16 protein-coding genes and 1 pseudogene are annotated in these 17,496 nt (G+C 66.2%); 16 read left to right on the top strand and 1 reads right to left on the bottom strand.

Annotated features, from left to right (window positions below; genetic code table 11):
- The first annotated feature begins 230 nt into the window (after nt 1-230).
- The 14 genes from ACTHJ1_RS16415 to ACTHJ1_RS16350 all read left to right on the top strand — a co-directional run bounded on the left by ACTHJ1_RS16415 (nt 231) and on the right by ACTHJ1_RS16350 (nt 12,742).
- Nucleotides 231-1,004, top strand: a complete 774-nt coding sequence (locus ACTHJ1_RS16415; RefSeq protein WP_440194518.1) for an ABC transporter substrate-binding protein — start codon at nt 231-233, stop codon at nt 1,002-1,004.
- A gap of 61 nt (nt 1,005-1,065) precedes the next feature.
- Nucleotides 1,066-1,752, top strand: coding sequence for an ABC transporter permease (locus ACTHJ1_RS16410; RefSeq protein ID WP_440194515.1), 687 nt, complete (start codon nt 1,066-1,068; stop codon nt 1,750-1,752).
- Entirely contained in the window at nt 1,749-2,462 is a 714-nt protein-coding gene (locus ACTHJ1_RS16405) for an ABC transporter permease (protein WP_440194513.1), read from the top strand. Before ACTHJ1_RS16410 ends, ACTHJ1_RS16405 begins: the two co-directional genes overlap by 4 nt.
- A gap of 55 nt (nt 2,463-2,517) precedes the next feature.
- Entirely contained in the window at nt 2,518-3,285 is a 768-nt protein-coding gene (locus tag ACTHJ1_RS16400; protein WP_440194510.1) for an ABC transporter ATP-binding protein, read from the top strand.
- A 141-nt stretch (nt 3,286-3,426) separates the two neighbouring features.
- The gene (locus tag ACTHJ1_RS16395) at nt 3,427-4,338 is read left to right on the top strand and encodes an NAD(P)-dependent oxidoreductase (RefSeq protein ID WP_440194570.1); all 912 of its coding nucleotides are present in this window, start codon (nt 3,427-3,429) and stop codon (nt 4,336-4,338) included.
- A gap of 99 nt (nt 4,339-4,437) precedes the next feature.
- A complete protein-coding gene (locus tag ACTHJ1_RS16390; RefSeq protein WP_440194507.1) occupies nt 4,438-5,733 on the top strand; it encodes a 3-deoxy-D-manno-octulosonic acid transferase in 1,296 nt (431 codons plus the stop codon).
- A 169-nt stretch (nt 5,734-5,902) separates the two neighbouring features.
- Nucleotides 5,903-6,574 carry an amino acid ABC transporter permease gene (locus ACTHJ1_RS16385; protein WP_440194504.1) on the top strand — a complete coding sequence of 224 codons (672 nt, stop codon included), beginning with the start codon at nt 5,903-5,905 and terminating at the stop codon, nt 6,572-6,574.
- Between the two features lie 21 nt (nt 6,575-6,595).
- Nucleotides 6,596-7,249 carry an amino acid ABC transporter permease gene (locus ACTHJ1_RS16380; RefSeq protein WP_440194501.1) on the top strand — a complete coding sequence of 218 codons (654 nt, stop codon included), beginning with the start codon at nt 6,596-6,598 and terminating at the stop codon, nt 7,247-7,249.
- 45 nt (nt 7,250-7,294) lie between these two features.
- A complete protein-coding gene (locus ACTHJ1_RS16375) occupies nt 7,295-8,089 on the top strand; it encodes a transporter substrate-binding domain-containing protein (protein WP_440194498.1) in 795 nt (264 codons plus the stop codon).
- A gap of 27 nt (nt 8,090-8,116) precedes the next feature.
- Nucleotides 8,117-8,878, top strand: coding sequence for an amino acid ABC transporter ATP-binding protein (locus tag ACTHJ1_RS16370; RefSeq protein WP_440194495.1), 762 nt, complete (start codon nt 8,117-8,119; stop codon nt 8,876-8,878).
- 78 nt (nt 8,879-8,956) lie between these two features.
- Complete coding sequence (locus tag ACTHJ1_RS16365; protein ID WP_440194492.1) at nt 8,957-9,751, top strand: sugar phosphate isomerase/epimerase family protein; 795 nt, start codon at nt 8,957-8,959, stop codon at nt 9,749-9,751.
- 21 nt (nt 9,752-9,772) lie between these two features.
- A complete protein-coding gene (locus ACTHJ1_RS16360) occupies nt 9,773-10,729 on the top strand; it encodes a sugar kinase (RefSeq protein WP_440194490.1) in 957 nt (318 codons plus the stop codon).
- Between the two features lie 13 nt (nt 10,730-10,742).
- The gene (locus tag ACTHJ1_RS16355; RefSeq protein ID WP_440194487.1) at nt 10,743-11,702 is read left to right on the top strand and encodes a 2-hydroxyacid dehydrogenase; all 960 of its coding nucleotides are present in this window, start codon (nt 10,743-10,745) and stop codon (nt 11,700-11,702) included.
- A complete protein-coding gene (locus ACTHJ1_RS16350; protein ID WP_440194485.1) occupies nt 11,699-12,742 on the top strand; it encodes a LacI family DNA-binding transcriptional regulator in 1,044 nt (347 codons plus the stop codon). The genes ACTHJ1_RS16355 and ACTHJ1_RS16350 overlap by 4 nt, the downstream gene beginning before the upstream one ends.
- A 44-nt stretch (nt 12,743-12,786) precedes the next feature.
- Here the strand turns inward: ACTHJ1_RS16350 and ACTHJ1_RS16345 are convergent.
- Nucleotides 12,787-14,200, bottom strand: a pseudogene (locus ACTHJ1_RS16345) (FAD-binding oxidoreductase).
- 183 nt (nt 14,201-14,383) lie between these two features.
- On the opposite strand from ACTHJ1_RS16345, the gene ACTHJ1_RS16340 reads away from it, so the two are divergent.
- Nucleotides 14,384-15,766: a phosphomannomutase/phosphoglucomutase gene (locus tag ACTHJ1_RS16340; RefSeq protein ID WP_440194482.1), complete on the top strand. Its 1,383-nt coding sequence runs from the start codon at nt 14,384-14,386 to the stop codon at nt 15,764-15,766.
- Nucleotides 15,767-15,774: 8 nt separating this feature from the next.
- Nucleotides 15,775-17,340: a glucose-6-phosphate isomerase gene (gene pgi / locus ACTHJ1_RS16335; protein ID WP_440194479.1), complete on the top strand. Its 1,566-nt coding sequence runs from the start codon at nt 15,775-15,777 to the stop codon at nt 17,338-17,340.
- Nucleotides 17,341-17,496: the final 156 nt, after the last annotated feature.

Genomic DNA, 17,496 nt, shown 5'->3' with positions numbered 1-17,496 from the left:
TTTGCCCTAGGCCGGGAAAGCGGCATTCGATCTGCCCGGGCCCGCATTAGGCAACGAGTCAGCTTGCGCCGCCGAGGCGCGTTTCCCTGTGCTGCCCATGGGAAAACGCGGATTGCCCGCCCTGTATAGGCAGGTTGAAATGACGCCCACAGCGATGCCTGCTGCCCCTGCGCAGACGGCAACGCCTTGTCGAAACGTATTGGTATTGCAAATTAATAATCGGGAACATCATGAAGAAAATCGCACTCGGCATCATGCTTGCCCTGGCCGCCGCCGGCGCCCATGCTAAAGACTGGAAGACGATCCGCTTCGGCGTCGACGCGAGCTATCCCCCGTTTGAATCGAAAGACACCAGCGGCAAGCTGGTCGGCTTCGACATCGATCTGGGCAATGAAATCTGCCACCGCCTGCACGCCAAGTGCGTATGGATCGAGAACGACTTCGACGGCATGATCCCCGCGCTGAAGGCGCGCAAGTTCGACGGCGTGCTGTCGTCGATGTCGATGACGCCCAAGCGCGAAGAGCAGATCGCATTCTCGTCCAAGCTGTTCAACACGCCGACGCGCCTGGTCGACAAGAAGGGCGCGAACCTGCAGCCGACCGCCGAATCGCTCAAGGGCAAGACCGTGGGCGTCGAGCAGGGCACCATCCAGGAAACCTACGCGAAGACCTACTGGGCGCCCAAGGGTGTGAACGTCGTGCCCTACCAGAACCAGGATCTGGTCTACACGGATTTGATCTCCGGTCGCCTGGACGCGTCGCTGCAAGACGCGGTTGAGGCCGACATCGGCTTTCTGAAGACCCCGCGCGGCAAGGGCTTCGAGTTCGCCGGCCCGGCCATCGAGGATCCCAAGACGCTGGGCAACGGCGCCGGCATCGGCCTGCGCAAGGAAGACACCGACCTGAAGGCCAAGCTCGACGGCGCGATCGAATCGATGATCAAGGACGGCACGTACAAGAAGATCGAGAAGAAGTACTTCACCTTCGACGTCTACGGCGGTTAAGCGCCGCACGAGGCGCCGCCGGCAACGCGCGGCGCCTCGCGTCCCTCCAGGAATACCCCGCATGTTCTTTCAAGGCTTCGGCCCGCTCCTTTGGGCAGGCACGTTGATGACGGCCAAGCTCGCCGTCCTGTCGCTCGCCGCGGCGGTCACGCTCGGCCTGGCCGGCGCTGCCGCCAAGCTGTCGAGCAACCGGCTGGTGGCCATGGTCGGCACTTTTTACACGACGCTCATCCGCGCGGTCCCCGATCTCGTCCTGATGCTGCTGCTGTTCTACGGCATACAGATTCTGCTCAACGACGTGACCGACCTGCTTAACTGGGATCAGATCGACATCGATCCGTTCTGGGCCGGCGTCATCACGCTCGGTTTCATCTACGGCGCGTACTTCGCCGAGACCTTTCGCGGCGCATTCCTCGCCGTGCCGCGCGGCCAGCTCGAGGCGGGCTTCGCGTTCGGCATGAGCCGCTCCCGCGTGTTCCGCCGAATCCTGTTTCCGCAGATGATGCGCTTCGCGCTGCCCGGCATCGGCAACAACTGGCAGGTGCTCGTGAAGGCGACGGCGCTCGTGTCCATCGTCGGCTTGTCCGATCTGGTGAAAGCCGCTCAGGACGCCGGCAAGAGCACGCTCAATTTCTTTTTCTTCATGCTCGTCGCGGGCGCGATTTATCTCGCGATCACGACCATCTCGAACCTCGTGCTTATCTATCTTGAAAAGCGCTATTCGGTAGGCGTCAGGCTCGCATTGTGATTCAGTTGATCGGCCAGTACTGGCAAAGTTACCTATACAGCGACGGATACCGGCTTAGCGGCCTTGTCATCACGCTGTGGCTCCTCGTCGTGTCGGTCGGACTCGGCTTTGTTCTCGCGGTGCCGCTCGCGGTCGCGCGCGCCTCGAGAAACCGCTACATATCCGGTCCGGTGTGGCTTTACACCTATATATTCCGCGGTACGCCGCTTTACGTGCAGCTGCTGCTCTGCTACACGGGCCTCTATTCGCTGCACTACGTGCACGACCATGCCTGGCTCAACACGTTCTTTCGCAACGCGATGAACTGCACGCTGCTCGCGTTCACGCTCAACGAGTGCGCGTACGCGACCGAGATCTTCGCCGGTGCGATCAAGACCATGTCCGCGGGCGAAGTCGAGGCGGGGCTCGCCTACGGGATGTCGCGCTTCACGCTCTACCGGCGCGTGATATTGCCGTCGGCGCTTCGTCGGGCGCTGCCGTCCTACAGCAACGAAGTGATTCTGATGCTGCACGCGACCACGCTCGCGTTCACCGCCACCGTGCCCGACATTCTGAAGGTCACGCGCGACGTGAACTCCGCGACCTATATGTCGTTCCAGGCATACGGGATTGCGGCAATTCTCTACGCGGCGATCGTGTTCGTGCTGATCTGGATGTTCAGACGGCTGGAAGCGCGCTGGCTTGCCTTCCTGAAACCGCAGGGCCATTGATTCATCGGCATTAACTGACGACGGCCCACAAGGCCGTCGAAGAACGAAAAGACCTATGTACAAGCTCATTGTTGACGACCTGCACAAAAAATACGGCGAGAACGAGGTGCTCAAGGGCGTCTCGCTCCATGCGAAGGCGGGCGACGTCATCAGCATCATCGGCTCGAGCGGCTCGGGAAAGAGCACCTTCCTGCGCTGTATCAATTTTCTCGAGCAGCCCTCCTCGGGCACCATCACGCTCGGCGGAGAGTCGATCCGTGTCGAGCTCGACCGGCGCGGCACGCCGCGCGTCTGCGATCTGAAGCAGCTGCAGCGCCTGCGCGTCAAGCTCGCGATGGTGTTCCAGCATTTCAATCTGTGGGCCCACATGACGGCGCTCGAGAACGTGATCGAGGCGCCGATGGCCGTGCTCGGCATCGGCAAAGACGAGGCGATCGCGCGGGCGCGAAAATATCTGGAGAAAGTCGGGCTGTCCTCCCGCGTCGAGGGGATGTATCCCGCACACCTCTCCGGCGGACAGCAGCAACGCGTCGCGATCGCGCGCGCGCTGGCCATGGAACCCGAAGTGATGCTGTTCGACGAACCCACGTCGGCGCTCGATCCGGAACTCGTCGGCGAAGTGCTCAAGGTGATGCAGGCGCTGGCCGACGAAGGACGCACGATGATCGTCGTCACCCACGAGATGGGCTTCGCGCGCAACGTCTCCAGCCACGTGATATTCCTGCACCAGGGCCGTATCGAAGAGGAAGGTCCGCCCGATCAGGTGCTCGTCAATCCCAAAAGCGAACGGCTCGGGCAGTTTCTATCGGGACGCCTGAAGTGACGCGATGATTGCGGGCGCTCGCGGCCGCAATCCGAGCTTTGCGACAGATCGGCACCCTGCTCCAGGCAGGGTGTTTTTTTATCCGCGGTCGCGTTGTCTAATGGAAATCGCAACAGGCATCGGGGACACCCCGCGAACCGGATCGAATCCACGGAGACAAGCATGAGCGCAGGCAAGCCGAAAGTCGGCATGATAGGCGTGGGCCTGATGGGCCACGGCATCGCATTGAACGTCGTCACTCGGGGCGGCTATCCACTGGTACTGCTGGACCACCCCGGCAACCAGCCGGTGGAAGACCTGCTGGCTGCCGGCGCCACGACCTCGGCCAGCGCCGCAGACCTCGCCCGTCAGGCCGACATCGTCATTCTCTGCGTGACCGGCACCCCACAGGTCGAAGACGTGCTCTTCAAGTCCGACGGCGTGCTGGCGGGCATGCGGCCCGGAACGATCATCATCGATTGCTCGACCGCCATCCCCTCCTCCACCATCAAGGTGGCCGAGGCGGTGCAGAAGGCCGGCGGCCTGTTCATCGATGCCCCCATGACGCGCACCCCCAAAGAAGCCGCCGAAGGCAGGCTCAATCTCATCGTGGGCGGCGACAAGGCCCTGTTCGAGCGCTGCCTGCCGCTGCTCAAGAGCTATGCGGAGAACGTGGTGCACGCCGGCCCCGTCGGCGCGGGCCACCGCATGAAACTGCTGCACAACTATGTGTCGCTGGGTTTCTCCGCGGTGCTGGCCGAAGCGGCAGCCTGCGCCGAACGCGCCGGCGTCGAACCCGAGGTCTTCACCGACATCCTCGCCACGGGCGGCGGCGGCGGCGTGGTGCTGGGGCGGCTGCGCCCCTACATCGAATCGCGCGACACCTCCAGCTTCAAGTTTTCCATCGCCAACGCCAACAAAGACATGGGCTACTACGCCGCCATGGCGGAGGAAGCGGGTGCCGCGCGCGAGACGGCGCTGGGCGTTCTGCACACTTACCAGCAGGCGTGCGCGGCCGGCATGGAGCAGGCCGCCGTGCCGGAGATCATCGACCTCATGGTCAAGCAATCCTGAGGTAAACCGTCCCTGTCCGCTGCGTCGACCGCCTGCAAGCGGCGGGCCGCGACCGACGGCAGGCCGAAACCGCGCGCAGCCGAGCGATAATCCCGTGCCATGAACCGCACGATCTACGCCGGCCTCGTCAACGCCATCGCTCCGCTGCTCGCCCTGCGCGTGCGCCTGCGCGCCCGTAGCGACGCCTTCTACGGCGCCCATATGGGCGAGCGTTTCGGCCGCTACGATCCCAACCCGCTGGCCGCGCGGCGGCCCGTCTGGGTGCACGCGGTAAGCCTGGGCGAGACTCGCGCCGCGCAACCGCTCATCAAGGCGCTGCTGGATCGCGGCCTGCCCGTTCTGCTTACCCACATGACGGCCACCGGCCGCCGCGAGGGCGCCCGGCTCTTCGCTCAGGCGATAGAACAAGGCCAGCTGCGGCAATGCTGGCTGCCCTACGACCTGCCCGCTGCATGCCGCCGCTTCTACGCCGCCATGCAGCCGCGCTGCGGCATTCTCATCGAGCGCGAGGTCTGGCCCAATCTGATTCACATCGCCAACCAGATCGGTCTGCCCGTCGCCCTGGTCAGCGCGCGCCTGTCGGACCGATCGGCACGAGCCGGCCAGCGCTACGGCGGCAGCGCTTTGCGTCAGGCCTATGCCGGCCTGGACCGCGTGCTGGCGCAGACCGAAGACGACGCCCGGCGCCTGCGCGAATCCGGCGCACGAGCGGTCGCAGTGACGGGCAATATCAAATTCGACGCGGCCGTCTCGCCCGCGCAGGTCGAGCGCGGCCACGACTGGAGGCGGGCCTGGCAGCGCAAGGTCATCGCCATCGCCAGTACGCAGGACGGCGAGGAGGCCGCCTTCATCGCAGCCCTGGCCGCGCGCGCGCGCGCGCCCGACGCGCTGGTCGTGCTGATTCCGCGCCACCCCGAGCGCTTCGATGGCGTGCACGAACTGCTGCGGGCGACCGGCCTGCAAACCGCCCGTCGCAGCCGCATCGATCCGGCGCAGACCTTGCCCGCGGGCACGCAGGTGCTGCTGGGCGACAGCATGGGCGAAATGGCCTCGTACTACGCAGCCAGCGACGTCGCCATCGTCGCGGGCAGCTTCATCGCCCACGGCGGACAAAATCTGATCGAGGCCTGCGCCACCGGCACACCGGTGATCGTCGGCCCGCATACGCAAAATTTCGAGCAGGCCACGATCGAAGGCATTGCCGCGGGCGCCGCACTGCGCCTGCCCGACGCGGCCGGCGCGCTGTCCGCCGCATTCGACCTGCTGCGCGACGATGCCCGGCGCGGCGCCATGAGCCAGGCCGGCCTGCGCTACGTGGCCCGCCATGCCGGCGCCGTGCAACGCGTGCTCGACGCCGTAGCGCCCATGCTCGAGCCCCCCGTCGGCGCAGACTGATTCATCTCCCTGAGCCGACCTGTCGTCGGCGACCGGCTCCGTCCCTCTGCGTCCGCATCGGACATCTGCCGGGAAACATTATTCGGGTTTTCACCTAAATACAGGTAAAAAGTCCGAATTCATACTATTGGAACCGGTTTCATCGGCTTGTTTCATTGAATCTTCCCCCATGACTTACCGCTTCCAGTTCGATCAGGTCTTCGCCGCCTGGCCGCATTTGCTGCACGGCACGTGGATCACCATCCAGCTCTCGCTGACGGCCACCGGGCTGGGATTGCTGGTGGCCATCCTCTGCGCCTGGGGCAAGACCTCGGGCCCCGGCTGGCTGCGTTACGTGATCAACGCCTATATCGAACTGATCCGGAACACGCCGTTTCTGGTGCAGCTGTTTTTCTTCTTCTTCGCGCTGCCGGCAGTCGGCCTGCGCTGGACGCCCCACACCGCCGCGCTGGTGTCCATGGTGGTGAACCTGGGCGCCTATGCCACCGAAATCATCCGCGCCGGCATCGAAGCCATCCCCAAGGGCCAGATCGAAGCCGGGCTGGCGCTGAACCTCAAACACTGGGAAATCTTCCGCTTCGTCATTCTCAAGCCCGCGCTCAAGACCATCTACCCGGCGCTGACCAGCCAGTTCATTCTGCTGATGCTCAGTTCGTCCGTGGTCTCGGTCATCTCGGCCGACGACCTCACCTCGGTGGCCGCCAACATCCAGTCGGAGACCTTCCGCAGCTTCGAGGTCTACATCGTGGTGACCGTGATCTATCTGGCGCTGTCTCTGGCCTTCAATGCCCTGTTCAAGCTGGTCTACCAGACCTACCTGAACTACCCCGACCGCCGCTGACCCGCCTTTCAGGAACAAGACATGCGTACTTTCGGCTGGCCCGAACTGTGGTTCATCGTGGCGGCGGCAAAATGGACGATCGCGCTGTCGGCCATCGCCTTCGCCGGCGGCACGGTCGTGGGCCTTGCGGTGGCGCTGGCGCGCACCGGCGGCATCGCGCTGCTCGCCCGCATCGCCACGGTGTTCACGCAAGTATTCCAGGGCACGCCGCTGCTGCTGCAGCTGTTCCTGGTGTTCTTCGGCGCGCCCATACTGGGCTTCGAGATCAACCCATGGTTCGCCGCCGCCGCCGCGCTCACGCTCAACAGCGGCGCATTTCTCGGCGAGATCTGGCGCGGATGCATTCAGGCCGTACCGCGCGGCCAATGGGAAGCCGCCGAGGCGCTATCCCTGTCGTATCGCTGGCGCATGCGCACGGTCATCCTGCCGCAGGCCTTCAAGATCGCCGTGCCGCCCACCGTGGGCTACCTGGTGCAGATCATCAAGGGCACGTCGCTGGCCGCCATCATCGGCTTCACGGAAATCACGCGCGCCGGCCAGATCATCGACAACGCTACGTTCCAGCCGCTGATCGTGTTCGGCGTGGTCGGCGCCCTGTATTTCATTCTTTGCTGGCCGCTGTCGCTGTGGGCATGGCGCCTTGAAAAACGCCACGCCCGGGCGCTGACCCGCTGAGGCCCCCGTTCTTTCCCCCCACTACTACAAACGCAGGAGACACACATGATGAATATCGATCGCCGCAGCTTCACCCTCGGCATGGCCGCCCTGGCCGCGAGCAGCATGCTGCCCGGCTTCGCATCGGCCCTGACGCTGGCCGACCTGAAGAAAAAGGGCAAGGTCACCATCGGCATGCTGGTGGACTTTCCCCCCTACGGCATCTTGAACAGCAGCAACCAGCCCGACGGCTACGACGCCGACGTGGCCAAGCTGTTGGCCAAAGATCTGGGACTGAAAGCCGACATCATGGCCGTGACCGGCCCGAACCGCATTCCCTATCTGCTGACGGGCAAGGTCGACATGCTGGTCGCCTCGCTGGCCATCACGCCCGAGCGCGCCAAACAGGTGCTGTTCTCCAAGCCCTACTCGGCCGCTTCCATCGTGCTGTACGGCCTGACCAAGACGAACATGAAGACGCCGGCCGACCTCAAGGGTCTGCGCATCGGCGTGGCGCGCGCCTCCACGCAGGACGTGGCCGTGACCAAGATCGCGCCCGAAGGCACCCAGATCCGCCGCTTCGACGACGACGCGTCTGCCATGCAGGCGCTGCTGTCGGGCCAGGTCGACGCAATCGGCTGCTCGGTGACGGTGGCTGCGCAGATCGCCAAGCGCGCGCCGGCCGGCCAGTTCGAGACCAAGTTCCCGCTGCTGCAGCAGAACATGGCGGTGGCGCTGCGTCCCGGCGACGAGGCGCTGGCCAAGACCATCAACGAGGTCATCGCCAAGAACATCGCCAACGGCGAGCTGGACAAGCTCTATCAGAAGTGGCTGGGCGCCTCTCTGCCCAAGCTCGACTGATCGCTGTCCGCCACTGCTGGAGCCCGCATGATCACCAATGCTCAGGAACCCATCATCCGCCTGCAAGGCGTCGAGAAATGGTTCGACAAATTCCAGGTGCTGACCGACATCAATCTGGAGGTGCGCGCCGGCGAGCGCATTGTGATCTGCGGGCCTTCGGGCTCGGGCAAGTCCACGATGATCCGCTGCATCAACCGGCTCGAGACCGTACAGAAAGGCAAGATCTTCGTCGACGGCATCGATCTGACGGCCGGCGGCCACAACGTGGACAGCGTGCGCCAGGAAGTGGGCATGGTGTTCCAGCAGTTCAATCTGTTTCCGCACCTGACCATTCTGCAGAACTGCACGCTGGCGCCGATGCGGTCGCGCGGCCTGTCCAAGGCCGAGGCCGAAGAGCGCGCCATGAAGTATCTGACCCGCGTGCGCATTCCCGACCAGGCGCACAAGTATCCGAGCCAGCTCTCGGGCGGCCAGCAGCAGCGCGTGGCCATCGCGCGGGCGCTGTGCATGTCGCCCAAGATCATGCTGTTCGACGAACCCACCTCGGCGCTCGATCCGGAAATGGTCAAGGAGGTGCTCGACACCATGATCGGCCTGGCCGAGGACGGCATGACCATGCTGTGCGTGACCCACGAAATGGGCTTTGCCCGCAGCGTGGCCGACCGGGTGATCTTCATGGCCGACGGCAGGATCCTCGAGCAGGGGCCGCCGGACAGCTTCTTCGGCAACCCGCAACACCCCAAAACCCAGACCTTCCTGGGCCAGATTCTCAGCAACCACCACGCCTGAACGCCGCGCCGGGCGCGCATTACTCACCGCTTGATGGCCGGCGGCGCCCGCCCGGCGGGCATCCAAGGCCGATTCGATATGCACATGGCTTCGTCCGCCTCCCAAACCCTGATCTCGCTGACCTCTTTCGGCGCCGCCGAGGTGCTGCGCCACGGCCAGCTCTGGTTTGCCCGGCTGTCGCAGGCGGCCGGCGCCGACGGCGTGGAGGTGCGCGAGGAATTGCTGCGCGACGCGGCGCGCGAGCTGCCCGAACTGGCGGCCTGGGCGCGCGAGGCGTCGCATGACGGCGCCATGGCCGTGGTCTATTCCTGCCCGCAGCCGCTGTACGATGCAGACGGCGCGCGGGCCTTGCCCACCCTGCAGCATGCCATCGCCACCAGCCAACGCCTCGGCGCCGGGCGGCTCAAGATGTCCATCGGCGGCTTTTCGGCGCGATCCGGAGGTTTCGATGCCATCGGCCATGCCCTGAAAGACGCCGGCATCGCGCTGCTGATCGAAAACGACCAGACCGCGAGCGCCGGAACCGTGCTGGCGCTGGAATGCTTTTTCGCCGCAGCCGACGCCGCCGGGCTGCGGTTGCCCATGACTTTCGACATCGGCAACTGGGCTTATCAAGGCGAATGCGCGCTGCAGGCCGCGCAGCGTTTGCGCGGGCGCGTCGGCTATGTGCACGCCAAGGGCGTGCAGCGCCTGCCCGCCAAATGGGTGGCCGTGCCGCTGACCGAATCCGCGCTACCCTGGCGCGCCACGCTGTGCGCGCTGCCGGACGGCGCGCCGCGCGCAATCGAATATCCGCTCGTGGGCGACGACCTCGAGGCCGTTACACGCCGCGAGCTGCAAACGCTGCGCGCCGTTCACGCGCAGTCGGCGTGACACTCTTTTTTTTGCCATCCCATGATCCCTGCCGCCAAAACCTACGATATCGCCGTCTTCGGCGAAGCCATGCTGCTCCTGATCGCCGACCGCCCCGGCCCGCTGGAGCTGGCCGAAGCCTTTACCAAGCGCATTGCCGGCGCCGAGATCAACGTCGCCACCGGCCTGTCGCGCCTGGGCTTCGACGTGCACTGGGCCAGCCGCCTGGGCGCCGACTCCATGGGCCGCTATCTCGTCAACCAGATGCGCGGCGAAGGCGTGAACTGCGAGCATGTGGCAATGGACGCCGCGCAGCGCACGGGCTTCCAGTTCAAGGGCCGCGTCGCCGAGGGCAGCGACCCCGCCGTCGAATACCACCGCAAGGGTTCGGCCGCGAGCCTGATGACGCCGGACGACATCGACGAGTCCTGGCTCGCCGGCGCGCGCCACCTGCATGCCACCGGCGTGTTCCCCGCGATTTCCGCGACGGCGCTGGCCACCGCCAAGCGCACGCTGCAGATCGCCCGCGAGAGCGGCAGCACCATCTCGTTCGATCCCAATCTGCGCCCCACGCTGTGGCCGGACGAAGCCACCATGCGCCGCGAAATCAATGCGCTGGCCGCGGGCGCCGATTGGGTATTTCCCGGCCTGGCCGAAGGCGAACTGCTGACCGGCCACAAGACGCCCGAGGCCATCGCGCGCTTCTACCGCGACCAGGGCGCCAACCTGGTCGTCGTCAAACTCGGCGCCGACGGCGCCTACTACGATCACGCCACGCTGGGCTGCGGCCGCGTGCCGGGCTGCCCCGTCGACAAGGTGGTGGACACCGTGGGTGCGGGCGACGCCTTCGCCGTCGGCGTGATCAGCGGCCTGCTCGACGGGCTCTCGGTGCCCGACGCCGTCAGGCGCGCCTGCTGGATCGGCGCGCGCCAGGTACAGGTGCTGGGCGACTCCGAAGGCCTGCCCACGCGCGCCGAGCTGCAGGCCGCGGGCTATTGATTCGAGAGGTCCCATGTCCCGCGTCCTGGTATTTCGCGAACTGCCCGACGACCTGCTGGCGCGCCTGGCGGCCGCACACGACGTGACCGCGGCCAACCCGCGCAAACCCGAGCAGCGAGAGGCCTTCATGGCCGCGCTGCCCGCGGCACAGGCGTTGATCGGCTCGAGCTTTCCCATCACCGAGGCGCTGCTCGACCAGGCTCCGCTACTCGAGGCCATTTCGAGCGTGTCCGTGGGCGTGGACAACTATCCCCTTGCGTCGTTGAAAACGCGGGGCATCGTACTTTGCCACACGCCCGGTGTGCTGACAGAGACCACGGCGGACACCATCTTTACCCTGATGCTGGCCACTTGCCGCCGCGTGCTGGAACTGGCGAGCCTGGTGCGCGAGGGCCGCTGGACCCGAAACATCGGCGAAGATCTGTTCGGCTGGGACGTGCATCACAAGACCGTGGCCATTCTGGGTTTCGGCCGCATCGGCCAGGCCGTCGCGCGCCGCGCGGCGCTCGGCTTCGGCATGCGGGTGCTCTACACCAACCGCAGTCCGGTGCGGGCCCCCGACCTGGAGGGCAAGGCGCAGCATGTGCCGCTGGCCCAGGCGCTGGCCGACGCCGACATCGTGGTCAGCACCCTGCCGCTCACGCCCGAAACCCATCACCTGATCAACGACGCCACGCTGGCGCAAATGCGCCCGGGGGCTTTCTTCATCAACGGCTCGCGCGGTGGCGTCGTCGATTCCTCTGCCTTGCTGCGCGCGCTCGACAGCGGCCATCTGCGCGGCGCGGGGCTCGATGTGTTCGAACCTGAGCCCTTGCCGCTGGATTCGCCGCTGCGCACGCACCCGCGCGTCACGCCCCTGCCGCACGCAGGCTCGGCCACGCACGAGACGCGCCGCGTAATGGCCGAGATGGCCGTGGACAACGTGCTTGCCGTGCTGGACGGCCGCACGCCGCCGGCAGCCTACCCGCTATGAGCCCACGCAAATCCGATCCGTCCGCGCCGGGCCGCTCCACCATCGCCGACGTCGCCCGGCACGCGGGCGTCTCCAAGACCACCGTATCGCGCTATCTCAACGGCAGGCACGAACTGCTTGCGCCCGACATCACCGAACGCGTGCGCCAGACCATCGAGGCGCTGAACTATCGCCCCAGCCCCATGGCCCAGGCCCTCAAGCACGGACGCTCGCGCCTGATCGGGCTGGCCGTGGCCGACATCACGAATCCCTTTTCCGTGGCCGTGCTGCAAGGCGCCGAAAAGGCCTGCCAGGAAGCAGGCTATCTGCTGGTGCTGTTCAACCTGGGCAATGAACCCGGCCGCGAGCGCGACGCGCTGCAGGCCTTGACCGATTACCAGATCGACGGCCTGATCCTCAATCGCGTGGATACCCACGCGCAGCTATGGCAAGGCGCCGCCAGGTATGGCAAGCCCATCGTTCTCGTGGATCGCGAACAGGAAGGGGTGGACGCCGACTTTGTCTCGGTGGACAACGCCGCGGTCATCGCCCTGGCCCTGACGCATCTGCAAGCCCGCGGCTGGGGCGAGATATTGCTGATCAGCGAACCGTGCAGCGGCGTGAGCTCGCGCAGCGCGCGCCGCGATACCTTCACCGCGTCCATGGCTGCGCACGCCGCCAGACCGGACGGCCTGCGCGGCAGCTTCTGGGAAAGCACGCCGGACAATCAGGAAGCGCTCGTGCAGCGCCTGCGGCTGCTGCGCGCGCAAGCCCAGGGCCGCCGCCCCGCCGTGCTGGCCGGCAATGCCGTGGCCACATTGCGCATCGCCGCGGCGGCGCAAGCGCTGGGCTGGTCGCTGGGCCAGGAACTGGGTTTTGTCGGCATCGACGAGACCGAATGGGCCGCGCTCATCGGTCCCGGCCTGAGCACCATCGCCCAGCCCACCGACGCGCTCGGCCGCACGGCCGCGCGCTGCCTGATCGAGCGGCTGCAAGGCTGGGACGGCCCGACGCGCAGAATCGAACTGCCCGGCACGCTGCAAATGCGCGGCTCTTCATAAAATGCCGCCGCGTCACGGCGAGACGCCGACAAGCGCCTCGTCCTTCACATCTGCAACACCTTGCCCGGATTGAACAGCCCGTGCGGATCGAGCGCCCGCTTGATGCGCTTCATCAGCGCCAGCTCGATGGGACTCTTGTAGCGCGGCAGTTCATCGCGCTTGAGCTGACCTATGCCGTGCTCGGCGCTGATCGAGCCGTCGTGCGCCTGCACGCTGGCGTGCACCATGTCGTAGATGCGCGGCTGCAACGCGAGAAGCTCGTCCTGCGACAAACCCGGGCCGCGCGCCACGTTGTAGTGCAGGTTGCCGTCGCCCAGGTGGCCGAAGATCACATTGCGTATGCCGGGGAAACCTTGCTGCAGCGCGTCGTTGGTGAAGTGCACGAAATCGGCGATGCGCGAGATGGGAATGGACACATCGTGCTTGACCGACTTGCCCGTCTCGGCCTCGGCCAAAGGGATGCTCTCGCGCAAATGCCACAGCGCCTTGCTCTGCGCCACGCTGGCGGCAATGGCCGCATCCTGCACCACGCCGTCCTCGATGGCCTGACCCAGCACGGACTCGAAGCGTTCGCGCGCATGCGCTTCGCTTTCGCTGTCGGACAGCTCCAGCAGCGCGAACCAGGGCGACTGCGCCGATTCGCCCTCGAAGGGCAGGCGCTGCTGCGGGAACAGGTCGGTCACCAGCTGCAGACAGTCGCCCGCCATCAATTCGTAGCCCGTCAGCGACGCGCCAAAGCCGGCGCGCGCGCGACAGCAGATCGACCGCGTCGTCGATGCTGCGCAGGGCCAGGAGCGCCGTGCAAGTCGCCACCGGCAAGGGATAGAGCTTGAGCGTGGCCGCCGTGATCACGCCCAGCGTACCCTCGCTGCCCACGTACAGATCGCGCAGGTCGTAGCCGGTGTTGTCTTTGCGCAGGCCGCGCAGTCCGTGCCAGATCTCGCCTTCGGCCGTCACCACTTCCAGGCCCAGCGTGAGCTCGCGCGTATTGCCGTAGCGCAGCACCTGCGTGCCGCCCGCGTTGGTGGCGAGGTTGCCGCCGATGGTGCAGCTGCCCTCGGCCGCCAGGCTCAGCGGGAACAGGCGGCCTGCGGCCTCGGCCGCATCCTGCACCGCCTGCAGCACGCAACCGGCCTCGACCGTGATGGTGTCGTTGTCGATGTCGATCGCGCGTACGCGATTGAGCCGCGCCGTGGACAACACCACGGCCGTTCCCGACTCGTCCGGCGTGGCGGCGCCGCACAAGCCGGTATTGCCGCCTTGCGGCACCAGCGGCACGCCGTGCCGGGCGCAGGCGCGCACCACGGCCGCCACGTCGTCGGTGCTGCCCGGCCGCACGACCGCCAGGGCCGAACCCTGATAACGCCGCCGCCAATCGAGCAGGAAAGGCGCGGCGTCTGCGCCCGTCAGCACATGATCGGCGCCCAGCAGGGATTGCAGTTCATTCAACAACGTCATGGCGGCCACCCGTCGAAAAGATCAACGCTATTGTAGGAGGCCGCCGCGATTCGGTCAGACCCGCTTTCCATGATTGGATACGCCCTGTTTCCCAATGGCATGCCCGGCTCCCACCGGGCAGGCCGAATCAGAGATAATCGCGACAGGATCCGGGCCCTCGCCCGCGCCAACCAAGGATTTCCCGTGAGTACCACGCCTTTTCCCGCCTCCGTTTTCAAAGCCTACGACATCCGGGGCACCGTTCCCGATCTGATCAATCCGGACTTCGCTCGCGCGCTGGGTCTGGCCCTGGCCGCCCGCGCCGGCAAGGCCGGGATCAAGGCCGTGGTGGTCGGCTACGACGGCCGCCTGAGCAGCCCCGCGCTGGCCCAGGCCCTGGTCGACGGCCTGACCGCCGGCGGCGTGGACGCCCTGGACATCGGCATGGTGCCCACCCCGCTGGTCTACTACGCCGCCTTCACGCAGGGCTCCGGCACCGGCGTGGCCATCACCGGCAGTCACAACCCGCCCAAGTACAACGGCTTCAAGATGATGCTGGGCGGCAAGGCGCTGTACGGCGACGAGATCAAGCAACTACCCGGCGAGATGGCTGCGGCCCAACCCGCCGCCGCGCCCGGCAGGCACATCAAGCTCAGCCTGATCGACGAATACATCGACCGCGTCGTTTCCGACGTCAAGCTCGCGCGACCCATGAAAATTGCGGTCGACTGCGGCAACGGCGTGGGCGGCGCGGTGGCTCCCAAGCTGCTGCGCGCCCTGGGCTGCGATATCGACGAGCTCTACACCCAGGTCGACGGCAATTTCCCCAACCACCATCCCGATCCGGCCGAGCCGCACAATCTCGAAGACCTGATCCGGCACGTCACCACGACCGACTGCGAACTGGGCCTGGCCTTCGACGGCGACGCCGACCGCCTGGGCGTGGTCACCAAGTCCGGCCAGATCATCTGGCCCGATCGTCAGCTCATTCTGCTGGCCCGCGACGTGCTCACGCGCGTGCCCGGCGGCACCATCATCTACGACGTCAAGTGCAGCCGCCACGTCGGCCTGGCGGTCGAAAAAGCCGGCGGCAAGCCGCTGATGTGGATGACGGGCCACTCGCTGGTCAAGGCCAAGCTGGCCGAGACCGGCGCGCCCCTGGCCGGCGAAATGAGCGGCCACATCTTCTTCAAGGAACGCTGGTTCGGTTTCGACGACGGCATCTACACGGCCGCGCGCCTGCTGGAGATCGTCTCGCGCAGCGCCAACCCCTCCGAGGTGCTCGAAGCCCTGCCCCAGGCCATCTCCACGCCCGAGCTCAAGATCGAGATGGAAGAGGGCCAGCCGCACGCCGTCATCCGCGAGCTGCAGGCCAAGGGCGACTTCCCCGGCACCGAGCGCGTGGTCACCATCGACGGCGTGCGAGCCGAATACGCCGACGGCTTCGGCCTGGCGCGCTCGTCCAACACCACGCCGGTCATCGTGCTGCGCTTCGAGGCCGATAGCGAAGCGGCGCTCGCCCGCATTCAAAACGAATTCCGCCGCGAACTGCTCAAGCTCGCGCCGCAAGCCAAGCTGCCCTTCTGATCGCCATCATGTCTTCCGATCTTCCCTCCAGCCCCGCCTGGCAGCAGTTCGCCGCCGCGGCACGCGGCGCAGCGCTCGACGGTGCGGCCCTGCGCATCATCGAGGCGGCCGGCCTGCAGGTCGATCTGACCACGCAGCGCCATGGCGCCGCGCTCGATCAAGCCGGCGCCGCATTGCTGGCGCAGCAGGGTTTCGAGCAAACCCGCGCAGGCCTTTTCGCCGGCGAGCCCATCAACTGGACGGAACACCGCGCGGCCTGGCACACGGCCTTGCGCGCTTCGCAGCCGCCGGCCGCCGTGGCCGGACCGGTGCTGGGCGAGCGCAGGCATGTGCGACAGTTCGTTGCCGATGCCGACGCGCGCGGCGCATGGAAACACGTGCTGCACCTGGGCATAGGCGGCAGCGACTGGGGGCCGCGCATGATCGTGCGCGCGCTGGGCGACAAGGGCCTGCGCCGCATCATCCGCTTCGCGGCCAACGTCGACGCGCACGACATCCTGCAGCAGCTCGCCGATCTGGATCCGGCGCAGACGCTGGTGATTGTGGCCTCCAAAACCTTCACCACCACCGAGTCGCTGGCCAATGCCCAGGTCGCGCTCGACTGGCTGCGCGAGGCCGGCATTGCCGATCCGTTCAGCCACCTGGCGGCCGTAACGGCCAATCCGCAGGCCGCGCGCGATTTCGGCGTGGCCGACGAGCGCATCTTTCGTTTTTGGGACTGGGTAGGCGGCCGTTATTCGCTGTGGTCCGCCATTCATCTGCCCATTGCGCTGGCGCTAGGCAACGAGGCGGTCGACGAACTGCTCGCCGGCGCCGAAGCCATGGATCAGCACTTTCTTGCCGCGCCCATTGCCGCCAATGCGCCGGTGCAGATGGCGTTGGCTGCGGTGGCCAACCGCAGTGTGCTGGGCTATCCCACGCAAGCCATCGCGCCTTACGACGCGCGCATGGCTTTCCTGGTGCCCTGGGCGCAGCAGCTGGAGATGGAATCGCTGGGCAAGTCGGTCACCGCCGACGGTACGCCCGCCGGCGTGCCTACCAGTCCGGTGGTGTGGGGGCTTACCGGCACCGACAGCCAGCACACGTTTTTCCAGTGGATGCACCAGGATGCCCAGGGTACGCCGGTGGATTTCATCGCCTGCCGCGAGCCCGATCATGGCTACGAGCGCAATCACCGTATTCTGCTGGCCAATTGTCTGGCGCAGCGCGCGGCGTTGTTGACGGGCAAGTCGTATGAAGAGGCCTTGAGCGAGACGCAGCGCACCGAGAGCGATCCGGCTCAGGCCGCGCTATTGGCGCGCCATCGGGTGCATCCGGGCGGACGGCCGTCCACGCTGATCGTGTTGCCCAGGCTTACCGCCCGCACGCTGGGATCCTTGCTCGCGCTGTATGAGCACAAGGTGTTCACGCAAGGCGTGCTGTGGGGGATCAACACCTTCGATCAGTGGGGCGTGGAGTTCGGGAAGGTGTTGGCCAAGCGCATCATCGGGGAGCTGGATGCCGCCGATGGGGGGGCCGGGGCTTGGAAGGATGCTTCGACTCGGCATTGGATCGGGTTGCTCAGCAAGCAGTGATTGCTCCTTCCCTTCGTCTTTCTTAGTTCTCTTGGTTCTTAACCCGTCCGGCCGGCCGGCCGGGTGGAGACAGGCCACAGAATAGAAGGGGGTTGGTGAGGGGGGAGTTGAGGGAAAAAAAAATATGTTTTTTGAAGTTCAAATATTGATATTTTC

The organism is Bordetella sp. (assembly GCF_051960075.1).
Lineage (GTDB): Bacteria > Pseudomonadota > Gammaproteobacteria > Burkholderiales > Burkholderiaceae_B > Bordetella.
Note: the sequence above shows the minus strand (reverse complement) of the source record. Positions and strands in the feature narration are given on the sequence as shown.